The following is a 16,249-nucleotide window of genomic DNA, read 5'->3' on the forward strand; positions in this document are numbered from 1 at the left end:
TGATCAAGCCCTATCAGCCACGCGTTCGCCTAACAGGCCCGAGGGGCGCAGCGTCAGTGTGACGATCAACACAATGAATGCGAGGATGTCGGTGTAGTGACTCCCCAGCACACCACCGGTGAGCTCGCCCAAATAGCCCGAGCCAATCGACTCAATCAAGCCCAGCAACACACCGCCAAGCACCGCACCACCCAAATTGCCAATACCGCCAAACACTGCAGCGGTAAACGCTTTGAGGCCCGGCAAAAAGCCCATGGCATGGTGGGCCGTGCCGTAGTTCATGGCCCACATCACACCTGCAATCGTGGCCAGCACTGCGCCGATGATGAAGGTAGCTGAAATCACCACATCGGGTTTGACGCCCATGAGGCTGGCCACGCGTGGGTTCTCGGCTGTGGCGCGCATCGCACGGCCCAACTTGGTACGGTTCACCAACCATGACAACACCGCCAAGGCCACCACGGTCAAACCCAAAATCATCAACTGCGTGGGCGTGATGACAGCCTCACCAATTTCAAACGGCGTGGTGGGCAACAGCGTGGGAAAGGGTTTGTAGTTGGGCTTCCACACAATCATGGCCAGGGTTTGCAGCAAGATGGACATGCCAATTGCGGTGATGAGCGGGGCCAGCTTAGGGGCGTTGCGTAGCGGACGATAAGCAATTTTTTCAATCGCGTAGTTCAGGGCCGCTGCTGCGATAGAGGCCAACACCATGGCAATCAAGAGAAGCACCCAGCCTGGTGTGTCGGGCATGAGAGGCTGCAATATCCCAACCACCGACCAACTACACAAGGCCCCCACCATCAACACCTCACCGTGCGCAAAGTTGATGAGGTTGATGATGCCGTACACCATGGTGTAGCCCAGTGCCACCAGCGCGTACATGCTACCGAGCACCAAGCCATTGATGACTTGTTGAAGCAAAACGTCCATTTGTTATTGACCTGCTTGTTTGTTCTTGTCGCGCAAGTGGCGCAATTTGTCGGCGATTTTGATCTCTAAGCCACGCTCGACAGGTCGGTAAAAGCCCGTACCTTCTAAGCCTTGTGGCATGTAGTTCTCGCCTGCGGCAAAGCCGTCTTCTTCGTCGTGCGCGTAGCGGTAGCCCTTGCCCCAATCCATGTCTTTCATCATCTTGGTGGGGGCGTTGCGCAGGTGCATGGGCACGGGGCGGCTGCCGTCTTTTTTTACCAGGGCTTTGGCTTCGTTGTAAGCCTTGTACACGGCGTTGGACTTGGGCGCCACGGCCAAATACACCACACACTCGGCCAGCGCCAGCTCGCCTTCGGGCGAGCCTAAACGCTCGTACACCTCGGCCGCGTCGAGTGCCAAGCGCAAGGCGCGGGGGTCAGCCAAACCAATATCTTCAGCAGCCATGCGAATGAGGCGACGAGCCATGTAGCGCGGATCGGCCCCACCGTCCAACATACGGACCAGCCAATACAGCGCGGCATCGGGATCGGAGCCACGCACCGATTTATGCAGGGCACTGATGGTGTCGTAAAACTGTTCGCCGCCTTTGTCGTAGCGGCGCATGCGCTCGCCCAAGACTTTGAGGAGCCATTCGTCGGTGATTTCGTTGTGCTTTTCGCGCGTCGCCGCCACTGCCAAGGTTTCAAGCGTGTTGAGCAAGCGACGTGCGTCGCCATCGGCATAGGCAATGAGCCGTTGCAGCGCCGCGTCTTGCAGGGCAGGCACCGCGCCAATGGCTTGTGCTTTGGCAATGATTTGGCGCAAGTCGTCTACGCTTAAGGACTGCAACACATACACCGCTGCACGCGAGAGCAAGGCCGAGTTCACCTCAAACGATGGGTTTTCGGTGGTCGCGCCAATGAAAGTGAACAGGCCTGATTCGACGTGTGGCAAGAAAGCGTCTTGCTGGCTCTTGTTAAAGCGGTGCACCTCATCCACAAACATGATGGTGCGTTTGGGGTCGAGCGAATCGCGAGCCGTTTGGGCCAGCTCCACCGCTTCGCGGATTTCTTTCACACCACCCAACACCGCGCTGATGGACAAAAACTGCGCGTCAAACGCATCGGCCATCAAGCGCGCGATGGTGGTTTTACCCACGCCCGGCGGCCCCCACAGAATGCAGCTGTGCGGCTGGCCCGACTCAAACGCCACGCGCAGCGCCATGCCCTCGCCCAGCAAATGCTGCTGGCCAATGACCTCACCCAAGTTGCGAGGGCGCAGACGTTCAGCGAGAGGAATGTGAGTGGCAATCAAGTTATTGGCTTCTCAAAGTGTGCGGGAAGTGTAGCCATCTACAGCTAAGCATCCGATGGGATGCTTAGTCCGCCAAAGCAATCAGAACCTATAATTAACTAGCATTAATTTATTAAGTTTAAATAAAAAATGAAAACGCAAGATCACTGGACGGTGATCAAATTTGGCATCCGCTCCAAGCTCATCGCCTTGTTCGTGGTCATCAAAGTCGTGCCGCTCATCTTGCTCGCGTACTTGGCTTGGCAAGGGGTGGAACAACTGGGACAGAGTCTGACCCAAGAAACCGATCAGCTCGCTGAAGAAGTCAAAACCACGGTGGCGGACATGAGCGCCCGTTTTGCCAAGGAGTCCGTACGCGCCTTGGACGACCGCGCACGAGAAGAACTCGAACGCCTCACAACAGATACAGCACGTGCAGTCGCCGATTTTTTGTATGACCGTGACCGCGACATTTTGTTGGCGGCGGCTTTGCCAACCAACGAGCAACAGTACAAGACCTTTCTTGAAACAAGAACCCGCTTCACCACCGAAATTGGCGCTTGGAAACTTGCATCTGATGGTCAAAGTTGGGAGCCAACAAACAAAATCGAGCCCACGTTTGAACTTGCGTCATCGCAGAACGCAGAAAACTTGCAAGACTTTCACTCTCGTCCGCCTGAAGCAGTGAACCGCAACAACCCCAGCCCGCTTTATTACGAATTGACGTTTGTCGATTTGAACGGGCAAGAAATCATCAAAGCTACACAAGGCAACGTGCTGCCGAAAGAGCTGCGAGATGTCTCACAAAAAGCCAACACATGGAGCAAAGCCGAAACGTATTTCAGCGCCCTCAAAAGCTTGAAGCCTGGGCAAATTTATGTTTCAGAGGTCATCGGCCCCTATGTTCCCTCTCGCTTGATTGGCCCTGTCACGCCGCACCATGCCAAACAAGCTGGTATCCCCTACGAGCCAGAGAAAGAAGCTTTTGCCGGGCAGGAGAACCCCTACGGAAAACCCTTTCAGGGCATCGTGCGCTGGGCGACACCCGTGGTCAAAGACCATGTCATCACTGGCTATGTGACGATGGCGCTCAACCACACGCACATTCGCAGCTTCACAGACAACCTCACCCCCACGCCCGAGCGTTACACCGCTGTGCCCGATGCCAGCAGCGGCAACTACGCTTTCATGTGGGACCACAAAGATCGCAACATCGCACACCCCCGCCACCACTCCATCACTGGTTTTGACCCTGATACGGGCGAGTACGCGACGCCATGGTTGGAAAACAGCATTTACCAACAGTGGAAGGCGAGCAAACAACCCCTCACCGATTTTTTGCGCAACATCCGTACGTTTGATAACCAAAGCCGTGACAAGAAACCCGCCAAAGAACTCACGCGCGCTGGCTTGCTAGGACTGGACTGTCGCTACCTCAACTTTGCACCGCAGTGCCAAGGCTGGCATGACTTAACGCAATACGGCGGATCAGGTTCTTTTCTGATTTTGTGGTCTGGCGTTTGGAAGCGAACGACTGCTGCAGCGATTCCTTATTTCACGGGCCAATATGCCAACTCACCCCGAGGGTTTGGCTACGTCACGATTGGTGCGAATGTAGAAGACTTCCATGCACCAGCTGTTGCAACAACTGAGTTAATCAACAACAAAGTCACTGAATTCACTGAGCGGCTCAAGCGTAAGCAAGCTGGGTTGCAGGAAATGATTGAGCGCTCGGTCAACTACACCGCGGCAGACCTCTCTGGCTCAACTATGGTGATGTTGATTCTTGTGCTGGTCGTTGCCATTTGGTTAGCCTCAGTCCTCACACGACGCGTCACCGACTTGGTCGGAGGTCTGGCACGCATCGAAGCGGGCGACTTGTCCTTTCGTTTTGAACGCGGTGCCAACGATGAGCTCGGGCATTTGAACCACTCACTCAACCACATGGCAGACAGCGTGCAATCCTCTTTAGAGCAAAGCGAAGCTGCGCGTCGTCAAGCTGAAGAGAACAGCCAAATGAAAAGCGATTTCGTGGCGAATGTGTCGCATGAGTTGCGAACACCACTCAATGGCATTTTGGGATTTTCAGAAATCATCTTGGAAGACGCCAAAGACTCTGAAACGCGTGAATTCGCTCAGACCATCCATCAAAGTGGTCAGCACTTGTTATCTGTCGTCAATGACATGCTGGATGTGGCGAAGATTGAAGCAGGTCACATGACACTCGAGTGTGTCGCGGTTGATGTTCGCACCCTGCTTGACGAAGTGGCTCTGTTGCACACCAACTGCGCGATTCAAAAAGGCCTGCAATTGAACGCTCAACTCGCGGACAACTTACCTGAGCGCATGTACACGGACCCCACGCGGTTGCGTCAAGTCATCAACAACTTGCTCAGTAACGCAGTGAAATTCACCAATGCGGGAAACATCACGCTAACCGCCGATTGGATGGGTGAAGCCTTGGTGGTGGGTGTCCGAGATACAGGGCCGGGCATCGCCCCTCATGTGCAAGAAGTGGTGTTTGAGAGGTTCCGTCAAGCCACCTCATTTGTCACACGCGAACATGGCGGCACAGGCTTGGGTTTGGCTTTGGTTCGCGAGTTTGTGAAGCTCATGGGCGGCACACTAAAGCTGACTTCAGAAATCGGTGTCGGCTCTTATTTTGAGTTTTCTATTCCTGAACTCAAGCAAGCTCATCAGGTAGGACACGCAGCAAGTCTTGGCCACTGATGGGTTTCACCAACAAGTCGTCGAAACCTGCGGCCATGATGCTTTGCCGCTCAGACTCCATGGCGTGCGCTGTGTATGCCACCACCTTTAAGCCGATCAATGCTGGGGTGTTGCGAATAATTTGACAGACCTCTTTGCCATCCATCACGGGCATGCTGATATCCAGCAATACCGAATCGAACTGCCCTGCTAGCAACATTTCCAGCGCCACTCTGCCGCCATCCGCTTCTTCCACATGCATGCCACGGCGTTTGAGCAACGCCACAGCAAGCTTGCGATTGACCGCGTTATCGTCGACGACCAGAACTTTTCTCATGGCTTTGCGTATCTCTTTACTTATCTTTAAGTACGAGTTTATAACTCATAAAAATCAACGCAATTAATAAATTTCTTTATATTTAAAACATGTAAGCACTAAAGTATTAAATTATTTATTCGACATGCATGAACTGCGTTCTTCGCAGCGCTCGGCGAGTCTCACTGACGAATCACACTCACGCCCTTGGGCAACGCAAAGTTGAACTGCGCAGCACCAAAGTTCGCAGGGTTCACTTCAAAACGCTCAAAGCTCAAGACAGACCGCTGCCCCATGGCATCAAAAATCTCAAGCTTGCTAAGGCTGACCTGTGCACCGTCCGTGCGCAAACCGATGCGCACCGATTGGATGGTGCTCTCGCGGTTCTTGGGTGTGGCTTGCACCCATTGCAGGCCATCGGCATCCGCCTGCGCTTCGAGGCTGAACTCTTTTTGCAACGCACTCAAGTCTGCGGCGGTAGCGACCAAAGCCGCAGGTGTACTGCCCAACGCTTGCGCTTGTTTACGTGCCGTCACTTGCTCGAGGTCGGCGTCGTACAACCACAATGTTTGACCATCGGCCACGATGACTTGCGGGAAAGGTTTGAGGTAATCAAACCGAAAACGTGTGGGGCGCATGAACGAGAACTGGCCCGTTGAAGTTTTGCTGCGCACTGTGGTTTGCCCTGCTTTTGCGGGTGGTGTGACCACTTGCGTGAAATCAGCACGGCCACTCTTGGTGGATTTCAAAAACGTTTCCAATGTGTCCAAGCCATTGGCACAGGCCATACTGGCGCTCAGTGCCAGCGCCGCGAAAGCCACACACTTATTCATCACGCTTGGGCACCAAAATCTCGCGTTGACCATTGCTGCTCATGGCGCTGACCATGCCCGCTTTTTCCATGTCTTCCACCAAACGGGCGGCACGGTTATAGCCAATTTTCAAATGGCGCTGCACGAGCGAAATACTGGCCTTGCGGTTCTTCAACACCACCTCAACGGCTTGGTCATACATGGGGTCTTTTTCAGCGGGCACATCGCCAAACAAATCAGGGCCTGAAGCGTTACCGTCACCATCGACTGTGCCACCTTCAAGCACACCCTCAATGTAGTCAGGCTCGCCTTGGCTCTTGAGGTACTCGACCACACGGTGGACTTCTTCATCACTCACAAACGCACCGTGCACACGCACCGGAAAGCCCGTGCCACTGGCCATATAAAGCATGTCACCCATACCCAAAAGCGCTTCAGCGCCCATTTGGTCAAGGATGGTGCGGCTGTCAATTTTGGAGCCCACAGAGAACGCAATACGTGAAGGGATGTTGGCCTTGATGAGGCCCGTGATCACATCTACGCTGGGGCGTTGTGTGGCAAGAATCAAGTGAATACCCGCCGCGCGCGCCTTTTGTGCCAAGCGTGCAATGAGCTCTTCAATCTTCTTGCCCACCACCATCATCAAGTCGGCCAACTCGTCAATCACCACCACGATGTGTGGCAAGCGTTGCAGCGGTTCAGGTTGCTCGGGCGTGAGGCTGAATGGGTTGTAGATGAACTCTTCGCGCGACGCTGCTTCGTCAATCTTGGCGTTGTAGCCCGCGAGGTTGCGCACGCCCAGCTTACTCATGAGCTTGTAGCGTTTTTCCATTTCGCCCACGCACCAATTGAGGCCGTGTGCGGCTTGGCGCATGTCGGTGACCACAGGGGCCAGCAAATGCGGAATGCCTTCGTACACCGACATTTCCAACATCTTGGGGTCGATCATGAGCAAGCGCACATCGCGTGCTTCGGCCTTGTAGAGCAAGGACAAAATCATCGCGTTGATACCCACCGATTTACCCGAACCCGTGGTACCCGCCACCAACACGTGCGGCATCTTGGCAAGGTCGGCCACCACGGGGTTGCCCACAATGTCTTTGCCCAAACCCATCGTCAACATCGACTTGGACTCGTTGTAAATGTCGGAACCCAAAATCTCGCTCAGGCGAATCGACTGGCGTTTGGCATTGGGCAATTCCAGCGCCATGTAGTTTTTGCCAGGGATGGTCTCCACCACGCGGATCGACACCAGCGAGAGTGAACGCGCCAAATCTTTGGCGAGGTTCAACACTTGCGAACCCTTCACACCCGTCGCCGGCTCAATTTCGTAGCGGGTAATCACAGGCCCGGGAGACGCCGCCACCACGCGGACTTCAACGCCGAAGTCTTTGAGCTTTTTCTCAATCAAACGGCTGGTCATTTCCAGCGTTTCGGGTGACACGGTGTCTTGTCGGGTCAGTGGGTCATCCAACAAATCAACCTGCGGCAAACGCGAATCGGTGGCTATGTCCGTGAACAAGGTTTTCTGGCGCTCTTTGGCCACGCGCGCGCTCTTGGGTACTTCAATAATTTCTGGCTCAATGTGAACCACGATGGGCGGATGCTCTTTGATTTCTACACGCTCTTCCAACACCACTTCTTCACGTTCACGGGCAGCTACCAAACCGTAAGCCACGTCTTCTTCGCGTTCGCGGCGCTCGCGCCATTTTTCATACAGGCCATCAATGAACGCGCCAATGTTTTCAGCGGTTTGCCCCCATGAAAAGCGAAACACCCACGAAGCGCCGACGACGCCAAACACAATGAAAATCAAACACGAGCCGTTAAAGCCAAACCAGCTCAGACTCGACGGCCCCACCAAATAACCCAACACCCCTCCACTGCTGTGTCCGGGCAAGCGGTCTTCAAAACGGTACATGCGGGTCCACTCCAAGCCCGTGCTTGAAATCAACAACAAGGTCAAGCCAGCCCAAAACGCAAAGCGCGTGTAGCGCCAGCTGTTGTGCTCCTGCGCGGGCTCATCCTCATCACGCAAGCGGTTGGCCAAGGCCGACAACCATGCCACCAAGGCTGCTGCATAGCACCACCACACCGAATAGCCAAGCAAGAAAAAGCTCAGATCACCAAATATTGCGCCCACCCGACCGCCAAAGTTACGCACCGTATTGCCCGCACCAGAGGTGGTCCATGCAGGATCTAGCGGCGAATGGGTGATGAGCGCCAGCAACCAAAAGGTCATGAACACAAAGCCCGCCGTCAGCGCAATCTCTTGCGCAAAGCGGCGAAAGCCTGTGGGTTTATGGTCCGCATCGGCAGAAGAGGCACGCGGATCGTTTTTTAATGTATTGAGCGAGTAAGTCATGTCTAGAGGCAGAGCTTACCCGAGCGGCAACCATGCGCCGTCAAGGGTAAAAAGAGGTTCTTACAATCTTGGCTTTATTGTCTCTTTGATTGCTGTCCCCAACCATGTCTACGACCCAACACGCCCAAGTTTTGATTCTCGGCTCCGGCCCCGCTGGCTACACCGCCGCCGTTTACGCAGCCCGCGCCAATTTGAAGCCTCTGTTGATCACCGGCATGGCCCAAGGCGGCCAATTGATGACCACCACCGAAGTGGACAACTGGCCTGCCGACGTGCACGGCGTGCAAGGCCCAGAGCTGATGCAACGCTTCCAGCAACACGCGGAGCGCTTCAACACCCAAATCGTGTTTGACCACATCAACAAGGTTGACTTCTCTAAGCGCCCCTTCACCTTGATGGGCGACAGCGGCACCTACACCTGCGACACCCTCATCATCTGCACCGGCGCGTCCGCCAAGTATTTGGGTCTCCCCTCTGAGGAAGCCTTCATGGGCCGTGGCGTGTCTGGCTGCGCCACCTGCGACGGTTTCTTCTACCGCGACCAAGTGGTCAGCGTGGTCGGCGGCGGCAACACCGCTGTGGAAGAAGCCCTGTACCTCTCCAACATCGCTTCTAAAGTGCACTTGGTGCACCGCCGCGACACCTTCAAGGCCGAGGCCATCATGATCGACAAGCTCATGGAAAAAGTCTCCGCAGGCAAGATCGTGCTCGAAACCGACAGCACCTTGGACGAAGTCTTGGGCGATGCGTCTGGCGTGACAGGCATCCGCTTGAAGAGCACCAAAGATGGCAGCACCCGTGAGATTGCCACCCAAGGCTGCTTCATCGCCATTGGTCACTCGCCCAACACCGGCATTTTTGAAGGCCAATTGGCCATGAAAGACGGCTATTTGCTGACCAAGAGCGGCTCTGAGGGCTTTGCCACCATGACCAGCGTGCCCGGCATCTTTGCTGCAGGCGACGTGCAAGACCACATCTACCGCCAAGCCATCACCAGCGCGGGCACGGGCTGTATGGCTGCTTTGGACGCCCAACGCTTCTTAGAGCAAGGCAGCCACTGATCCAACGCCTTGTAAAAGGCGCTACAATCTCAGGCTTTGCTGAATTCAGCGAAGAAGATGGGTTACCGCCACCCTTTTTGGCGAGGTGAGGCGCTCGTGGGAACGACCGCCGTTGATATGGAGTGTCCAACATGGCACGCGTATGTGAAGTAACGGGCAAAGGCCCAATGACGGGAAACAATGTTTCCCACGCAAACAACAAAACAAAACGCCGTTTTTTGCCTAACCTGCAATACCGCCGTTTCTGGGTAGAGTCTGAAAACCGTTGGGTTCGCTTGCGCGTTTCTAGCGCAGCTCTGCGTTTGATCGACAAAAACGGCATCGACGCCGTGTTGGCTGACTTGCGCGCACGCGGTCAAGCTTAATTCCAGACACTGAAAGGACACGATCATGGCTTCTAAAGGCGGACGCGAAAAAATCAAGCTGGAATCTTCAGCCGGTACTGGTCACTTCTACACGACCAGCAAAAACAAGAAAACCATGCCCGAGAAAATGGCGATCATGAAGTTTGATCCCAAAGCTCGTAAGCACGTGGAATACAAGGAAACCAAACTGAAGTAATTCAGGCTGGCCCAATAAAAAACCCGCTCTCGCAAGATGGCGGGTTTTTTGTTGCCTCAACAAAAACAACAAGCCAAAGAAAAGGCACCCGAAGGTGCCTTTGTCTAAGTGTTGCAGTGTTTACACACGCGCCGCACGCAAGTGCATTGAGAACTCTTGCAAAGCAGCAATGCCGCTGGCTTCAGCGCGTTTGCACCAAGCTTGCAGGTCTTGCGCCAACTGAGCACGGGTGTGGTGGGTGTTTAGCCAAATTTGGCGTAACTCTTCACGCATCTTCACCATGGTGTCGACATCGGGCAAAGCCAAACGAGCCGCGGCCAACTGGGCCACCACAGATGCAGGTACTTTCTCAGCATCACGGTGCATCCAACGTTTGGCCACCGTCTGCAGTGCATCTGTAGGCAGAGTAGGCATGTTGGCCAGTTCTTGCTTCAAGGCCAAACGCAACTGCGTGGCGTAATTGGCCATCACTTCGTAACGGTTGGCAATCACAGCCTCTAGAGTTTTCTCGTCAGCCACAGGCTTGATGTCACCAAAAGCGAGCTTGGGCGGCGTCTTCTTGACGGTTGCCAAACCAATGGTTTCCAAGATGCGGATGTACAGCCAACCCAAATCGAACTCGTAGGGCTTGACCGACAACTTGGCCGATGTGGGATAGGTGTGGTGGTTGTTGTGCAACTCTTCGCCACCGATGATGATGCCCCAAGGGGAGATGTTGGTGCTGGCATCGGGCGCTTCGAAATTACGGTAGCCCCAGTAGTGCGCTGCGCCGTTGATGATGCCGGCGGCAGTGACAGGAATCCACATCATCTGCACGGCCCACACGGTCAGGCCCAAGGCACCAAACAAGGCCAAGTCGATGATGAGCATCAACGCCACACCCCACACCGAGTGTGGTGTGTAGAGGTTGCGCTCAATCCAATCATTGGGCGTGCCGTGACCATAACGCTCAAGGGTTTCGAGGTTTTCAGCCTCTTTGCGATACAGCTCAGCGCCTGTGAACAACACGGTTTTGATGCCGTGAATGTGGGGACTGTGTGGGTCTTCAGCTTGTTCGCACTTGGCGTGGTGCTTGCGGTGAATCGATGTCCACTCTTTGGTCACCTGAGCCGTGGTGAGCCACAGCCAAAAGCGAAAGAAATGAGCGGGAATGGGATGCAAGTCCAGCGAACGGTGTGCCGAATGACGGTGCAAATAAATGGTCACACTGGCAATGGTGATGTGAGTCAACACCATGGTGGCGGCGAACACTTGCCAACCAGAAAAGTTCAGCAAGCCATTGCTCAGCCAGTTCAACACAGGGTCTAGCCAAGCCCAATCGGGTAACAACATGTCTTCTCTTTCAACGCGTGGAAATCAACTTTTGATTTTAAGGTTTGGGTACTTATTTGGCTACCCAAACTGCAGCAAAGAAGCCATCTGTGGCGTGCAAGTGTGGCCAAAGTCGCAAATACATCCCGTCTGTCGTACACAAACTGGCGGCGTTGAGAACTTTTAACTCCGTCAAGGTTTCAGCCACTGACAAGGGCACAAAGTTGGGGTGGGCTGCACTGAAAGCCTGCGCGATCGCTTCGTTCTCTTCGGGCAACACACTGCAAGTGGCGTACACCAAACGACCGCCAGACTTCACCATGCGCGCGGCGCTGGCCAAGATAGAGGTCTGTTTTTCGGTCAGCTCTTGCACCGCCTTGGGCGACTGGCGCCACTTGAGGTCTGGGTTGCGGCGCAAAGTGCCGAGGCCCGAACAAGGCGCATCGACCAACACACGGTCAATCTTGCCGCTCAAGCGCTTGACGCGCTCATCGCGCTCGTGCGCAATGGCAGATGGGTGAACGTTGGACAACTTGCTGCGTGCCAAACGCGGCTTGAGCGATTCCAAGCGATGCGCTGACACATCAAACGCATACAAGCGGCCGGTGCTGCGCATCGACGCGCCAATGGCCAATGTTTTGCCGCCAGCGCCCGCGCAAAAATCCACCACCATCTCACCGCGCTTGGCGTCGAGCAACAGGGCCAACAACTGCGAGCCTTCGTCTTGCACCTCAATCGCGCCACGGGCAAAAGCATCGAGCTGACTCAGCGCCGGCTTGCCGTCAATGCGCAAACCCCAAGGCGAGAACGGCGTGTTTTCAGCCTTGATGCCTGCAAGTTGCAGCTCGTGCTGTACATCGGCGCGTTTGTCGGTGAAGGTGTTGACGCGCAAATCCAGCGGCGCGCCGCCGTTCATACGCTCCACCAAGGGCCAAAAGCCCTCGCCCACTTGTGCTTTGAGGGGTTCGACCAACCACTCGGGCAAGTTGTGACGGTGGCGTTCCATCAGGTCAGAGGGGTTCACCGATTCACAAGCTTCAAGCCAAGCGGCCTCTTGTTTATTCAATGCGCCCATCAAAAAATCGAGCGGGCCGTTGTTGGCATGCTTCGCGTTTTTGGGCGCGGCCTTGCTGGGCGCTTGCTGTTTCAAGTGGTCGGCAAACCCGAGAATGGCCAAACGGCGCTCTTTGGGGCCAGAGCCAGACGGCGCAAAGTGGTCATAGCGCAGCTTGTTGCGCAACACGTTGTAGACGGTTTCGGCCAAGGCGGCACGCTCGCGCGGGCCAAAGGCATAGGTTTTACGGTAGTCACGGAAAAACTTAGACACCACCGCATCAGCAGGGTGGTCAAACTTCAAAGTGAGGCGAACAAGCTCGGTACAAGCTTCAATCAGGGCTTTAGGATGCATAGGGTGTATTGTCCCATCCTATGAACGACCAAGACCTCCCCCCATTGCAAGAAACGCCCATCGGCCTCTACCGCCACTACAAAGGCGGCCAATACGAGGTGATTGGCACCGCGCGCCACAGCGAAACACTAGAGCCCATGACCGTGTACCGCGCCCTGTACGGAGCACACGGTCTGTGGGTGCGTCCTGCGGCCATGTTTGCCGAAACAGTAGAGATCGATGGCGTGGTGCGCCAGCGTTTTGAGAAAGTGCCAGACGCCTAAAACGCCCTGTGTATGCAGGCGCTCATTCACACCCGCCGATAATTCGCGGCAATGAAAAACATCGTCATCCTGATCTCCGGCAGCGGCTCCAACATGGCCGCCATCGTGCGCACCGCAGAAGAACAAAACTGGGCTCAACGCTACAACGCCCGCATCAGCACCGTCATCAGCAACAAAGCCGATGCGGAAGGTTTAACCTTTGCCAAACAACATGGCATCGCCACTTCGGTGATCGACCACAAAGCATTCGCCAGCGCCCCTCAACCCCGCGAAGCCTTTGACGCTGCCTTGATGACCGAGATCGACAAACACCAGCCGCACCTCGTAGTGTTAGCTGGTTTCATGCGCATCCTCACTCCAGGTTTTGTGGCGCACTACGAAGGCCGCTTGGTCAACATCCACCCCTCACTGCTGCCCGCTTTTGCCGGACTCAACACCCACCAACGTGCCATTGACGCCGGCTGCAAATTTGCCGGAGCCACCGTGCACCGCGTAACCGCCGAACTAGATCACGGCCCCATCCTTGCCCAAGCCGTTGTGCCCGTGCTACCCGACGACACCGCAGACACACTGGCTGCGCGGGTGTTGACGCAGGAGCATTTGATTTATCCGAAGGCGGTGGCGGAGCTGCTTTGATTGAATGCGGAATAAAAACCGTCACATAGAATGAATTCTTTTGAATTAAAAATTGACACATGTGGCTAGACTCTTTAAGAGAATTTTTTGATACCGTAATCTTTGTTAATCCTAGGCATGGAGCTATTACAGGTGGATTCATCACAGCGATAGTGGGTGTGAAGCTCATCCAATTTCTATACAAGTCTGAAATTAGTAGCGAGACAAAAGTTAGGCAAACCGCAACTAAAGATAACGTGCTGTCTGCGGAAAAATTAGAAGCATCATGCTCTTACGCAACTACAACTGGCGAAGCGGTGACAGAACTAGTTCAATTAGATGTTGTAGCTCACAACAGATACAGCCTAAAAATCTCTAAAGACATCAATGGCAAAGTGACAGTCATCAAATCAAGTCACAACTCGCTAGATTCAGCCACTCATCAGCTGGAGCAAAAGTCTATTTTGCGAATGGGCGACTTGCAAAAAATTTCATAACAGTACCGGCTATTTAAAAATCGAAATGCGCACGATTGCAACAATCATCTTTTTAATGCTCCATCTCGTAGCTGGAGCTAGGGAATATCAACTCCTCACTGGCAGTTACTCCATCGGAGGTAAAACTTTCTACGATGCGCCAGACAACGAACCTAACGACCCGCACATTTATTTCAACCTTACTGGGCCAGCAGCGAAAGATCTTTTTGAGTCGATGAAAGTCAAACCCTTTCGTGATGAATGCACAGACGATGGTTCATTCACCAAACGCATCAAAGAAATGCAATGCACTGAATCTGCAGACCGCAAAGAGCACCGATGCTGGTTTGGCATTGATGTGAAAAAACAGCGCATCACAAATGGAGTAGTTTGCTGATATTTATCTTAATCACCGAAGGCGAGGAGGCTGGCTGCGGCTGACGATTTCTGGTACTCCAGCATGAGGAAGCCGCAGTCAGCCTCCTCGCCGGAGCGAACGCAAACAATCAAGCCAAAAGCCGCGAACTCTTAGGCACATGCGCCATCAAAAACTCCATCTGATCCGCCAAGATCCGGCGGTTTCTCAAGATGAAGTCCTCCCACAGCGATGGCTCATAGGGCGCATACAACAAAGGCATACGCGCTTGCTCAGGCGTGCGGTTACCCTTGCGGTGGTTGCACGATTTACACGCCGTCACCACATTCATCCACGTGTTCGGGCCGCCTTGGCCGATGGGGCGAATGTGCTCTCGGGTCAGCTCTGATTCGTGAAAGTGGTCACCACAATACGCGCAGATGTTGCGGTCGCGGGTGAAAAGTTTGTCGTTGGTCAGGCCCGATTTCAAATCAAACGGGTTGATGTTGGGCACGCCCTTGGTGCCAATGATGCTGTTGACCGTGATGATGGACTGCTGCCCTGTGATGGCATTGGTGCCGCCATGAAACACCGCTACCTCGCCGCCAGACTCCCAGCGCACCTCGTCGGCCGCGTAATGAATGACCGCTTGTTCCAGCGATATCCACGACTGCGGTAGCCCTTGGGCAGACAGTTTCAAGACCTTCACACCTCACCTCCATTCGCTTCTCAAACGACCGATCGGGAATGCACATCTATCGGGGACAATATACCTTCATTGCGTGACAGTTTCAGGTCTGTCACCTTTCACTCACTTATGCAAATTTTTCGCGGTTTTCATCACCCCCAGTTAGCAAAGGCATGTGCCTTGACGATTGGCAACTTTGACGGCGTGCACCGTGGCCACCAAGCCATGCTGGCGTTGCTCAACAACGAGGCACGCCACCGCGGTGTGCCCAGTTGCGTGATGACGTTTGAGCCCCACCCCCGCGACTTCTTCGCCGAGCAGCACAAAAAGCCCGAGCTCGCCCCCGCCCGCATTGCCACGCTGCGCGACAAGCTCAACGAACTCGCGGCCTGTGGCGTAGACCAATGTGTGGTGTTGCCGTTTGACCAAGCTTTTGCCTCGCAAGAACCGCAAGCTTTCATCGAAGACGTGCTGGTCAAAGGCCTCGGCGTGAAATACGTGCTGGTGGGTGACGACTTCCGCTTTGGCGCCAAACGCGCAGGCGACTACGCCATGCTGGATGCGGCAGGTGGAAAGCTGGGTTTCGACGTGGCCCGCATGAACAGCTACGAGGTGAAGAACCTGCGCGTCTCCAGCTCTGCCGTGCGCGAGGCCATGGGCCGTGGCGCGATGCAAGAAGTGGCGCAGTTGCTGGGCCGCCCCTATGCCATTTCGGGCCATGTGGTGCATGGCCGCAAGTTGGGCCGCGAGCTGAACTGCCGCACGCTCAATCTGCGCTTCAGCCACTGGAAGTCCGCGGCCAGCGGCATCTTCGTGGTGCAGGTGCACGGTTTAACCGACCAGCCCTTGGCAGGCGTGGCCAATTTGGGCATTCGCCCTTCGCTTGACCCGACCGATGTGAACGGCGGTCGCGTGCTGCTAGAAACCCATTGCCTCGACTGGCCCGACAGCCTAGGCGCTGAGGGGGGCTACGGTAAAATCATCCGCGTGGAACTGCTGCACAAATTACACGACGAGCTGAAGTACGACGGTCTGGACGCCTTGATGCAAGGCATACACAAAGACTGCGACGATGCACGCGCCTGGCTTGCAGCCCGAATTTGA

General features: G+C 54.9%; 17 protein-coding genes. 9 read left to right on the forward strand and 8 right to left on the reverse strand.

Translation table 11 applies throughout. The features are described 5' to 3' along the window. Positions 1-3 precede the first annotated feature (3 nt). Together QMG27_RS10150 and QMG27_RS10155 are read right to left on the reverse strand one after the other, a co-directional pair. The gene (locus QMG27_RS10150) at positions 4-933 is read right to left on the reverse strand and encodes a branched-chain amino acid ABC transporter permease (RefSeq protein ID WP_281810985.1); all 930 of its coding nucleotides are present in this window, start codon (positions 931-933) and stop codon (positions 4-6) included. 3 nt (positions 934-936) lie between these two features. Next, complete coding sequence (locus QMG27_RS10155; RefSeq protein ID WP_281814606.1) at positions 937-2,223, reverse strand: replication-associated recombination protein A; 1,287 nt, start codon at positions 2,221-2,223, stop codon at positions 937-939. Positions 2,224-2,355: 132 nt separating this feature from the next. On the opposite strand from QMG27_RS10155, the gene QMG27_RS10160 reads away from it, so the two are divergent. Then, positions 2,356-4,935 carry an ATP-binding protein gene (locus QMG27_RS10160; RefSeq protein ID WP_281810987.1) on the forward strand — a complete coding sequence of 860 codons (2,580 nt, stop codon included), beginning with the start codon at positions 2,356-2,358 and terminating at the stop codon, positions 4,933-4,935. Here the strand turns inward: QMG27_RS10160 and QMG27_RS10165 are convergent. The 3 genes from QMG27_RS10165 to QMG27_RS10175 all read right to left on the reverse strand — a co-directional run bounded on the left by QMG27_RS10165 (position 4,889) and on the right by QMG27_RS10175 (position 8,407). Next, positions 4,889-5,251: a response regulator gene (locus QMG27_RS10165; RefSeq protein ID WP_281810989.1), complete on the reverse strand. Its 363-nt coding sequence runs from the start codon at positions 5,249-5,251 to the stop codon at positions 4,889-4,891. The two genes, QMG27_RS10160 and QMG27_RS10165, sit on opposite strands and share 47 nt — an antisense overlap. A gap of 161 nt (positions 5,252-5,412) precedes the next feature. Then, on the reverse strand, positions 5,413-6,063 hold the full coding sequence (gene lolA, locus QMG27_RS10170; protein ID WP_281814609.1) for an outer membrane lipoprotein chaperone LolA: 651 nt from the start codon (positions 6,061-6,063) through the stop codon (positions 5,413-5,415). Next, positions 6,056-8,407: a DNA translocase FtsK gene (locus tag QMG27_RS10175; RefSeq protein WP_281810991.1), complete on the reverse strand. Its 2,352-nt coding sequence runs from the start codon at positions 8,405-8,407 to the stop codon at positions 6,056-6,058. The genes lolA and QMG27_RS10175 overlap by 8 nt, the downstream gene beginning before the upstream one ends. Positions 8,408-8,511: 104 nt before the next feature. On the opposite strand from QMG27_RS10175, the gene trxB reads away from it, so the two are divergent. The 3 genes from trxB (at position 8,512) to rpmG (ending at position 10,029) form a co-directional block, all read left to right on the forward strand. Beyond that, positions 8,512-9,468 (forward strand): thioredoxin-disulfide reductase, encoded by a 957-nt coding sequence (gene trxB / locus QMG27_RS10180; protein WP_281810993.1) that lies wholly within the window; start codon positions 8,512-8,514, stop codon positions 9,466-9,468. Between the two features lie 131 nt (positions 9,469-9,599). Then, positions 9,600-9,833 carry a 50S ribosomal protein L28 gene (gene rpmB / locus QMG27_RS10185; protein WP_281810995.1) on the forward strand — a complete coding sequence of 78 codons (234 nt, stop codon included), beginning with the start codon at positions 9,600-9,602 and terminating at the stop codon, positions 9,831-9,833. 25 nt (positions 9,834-9,858) lie between these two features. Beyond that, positions 9,859-10,029, forward strand: a complete 171-nt coding sequence (gene rpmG / locus QMG27_RS10190; protein ID WP_196986082.1) for a 50S ribosomal protein L33 — start codon at positions 9,859-9,861, stop codon at positions 10,027-10,029. 120 nt (positions 10,030-10,149) lie between these two features. Here the strand turns inward: rpmG and QMG27_RS10195 are convergent, their stop codons facing one another. Then, complete coding sequence (locus QMG27_RS10195; RefSeq protein WP_281811000.1) at positions 10,150-11,361, reverse strand: fatty acid desaturase; 1,212 nt, start codon at positions 11,359-11,361, stop codon at positions 10,150-10,152. Between the two features lie 52 nt (positions 11,362-11,413). Further along, entirely contained in the window at positions 11,414-12,748 is a 1,335-nt protein-coding gene (locus tag QMG27_RS10200; protein ID WP_281811002.1) for an RsmB/NOP family class I SAM-dependent RNA methyltransferase, read from the reverse strand. Between the two features lie 20 nt (positions 12,749-12,768). On the opposite strand from QMG27_RS10200, the gene QMG27_RS10205 reads away from it, so the two are divergent. From QMG27_RS10205 to QMG27_RS10220, 4 genes are read left to right on the forward strand one after another with little or no spacing between them, the layout of a single operon-like run. Next, positions 12,769-13,011 (forward strand): DUF1653 domain-containing protein, encoded by a 243-nt coding sequence (locus QMG27_RS10205; RefSeq protein WP_281811004.1) that lies wholly within the window; start codon positions 12,769-12,771, stop codon positions 13,009-13,011. 51 nt (positions 13,012-13,062) lie between these two features. After that, a complete protein-coding gene (gene purN, locus QMG27_RS10210; RefSeq protein WP_281811006.1) occupies positions 13,063-13,647 on the forward strand; it encodes a phosphoribosylglycinamide formyltransferase in 585 nt (194 codons plus the stop codon). Positions 13,648-13,706: 59 nt separating this feature from the next. Next, the gene (locus tag QMG27_RS10215) at positions 13,707-14,123 is read left to right on the forward strand and encodes a hypothetical protein (RefSeq protein WP_281811008.1); all 417 of its coding nucleotides are present in this window, start codon (positions 13,707-13,709) and stop codon (positions 14,121-14,123) included. A 25-nt stretch (positions 14,124-14,148) separates the two neighbouring features. Beyond that, positions 14,149-14,499 (forward strand): hypothetical protein, encoded by a 351-nt coding sequence (locus QMG27_RS10220; protein ID WP_281811010.1) that lies wholly within the window; start codon positions 14,149-14,151, stop codon positions 14,497-14,499. Between the two features lie 109 nt (positions 14,500-14,608). On the opposite strand, the gene QMG27_RS10225 is transcribed toward QMG27_RS10220, so the two are convergent. After that, entirely contained in the window at positions 14,609-15,166 is a 558-nt protein-coding gene (locus tag QMG27_RS10225) for an HNH endonuclease (protein WP_281811012.1), read from the reverse strand. Between the two features lie 108 nt (positions 15,167-15,274). Here QMG27_RS10225 and QMG27_RS10230 point away from each other — a divergent pair, with 108 nt between their 5' ends. After that, complete coding sequence (locus tag QMG27_RS10230; RefSeq protein WP_281811014.1) at positions 15,275-16,249, forward strand: bifunctional riboflavin kinase/FAD synthetase; 975 nt, start codon at positions 15,275-15,277, stop codon at positions 16,247-16,249.

Source organism: Limnohabitans sp. MORI2 (assembly GCF_027925025.1).
Taxonomy (GTDB): domain Bacteria; phylum Pseudomonadota; class Gammaproteobacteria; order Burkholderiales; family Burkholderiaceae_C; genus Limnohabitans.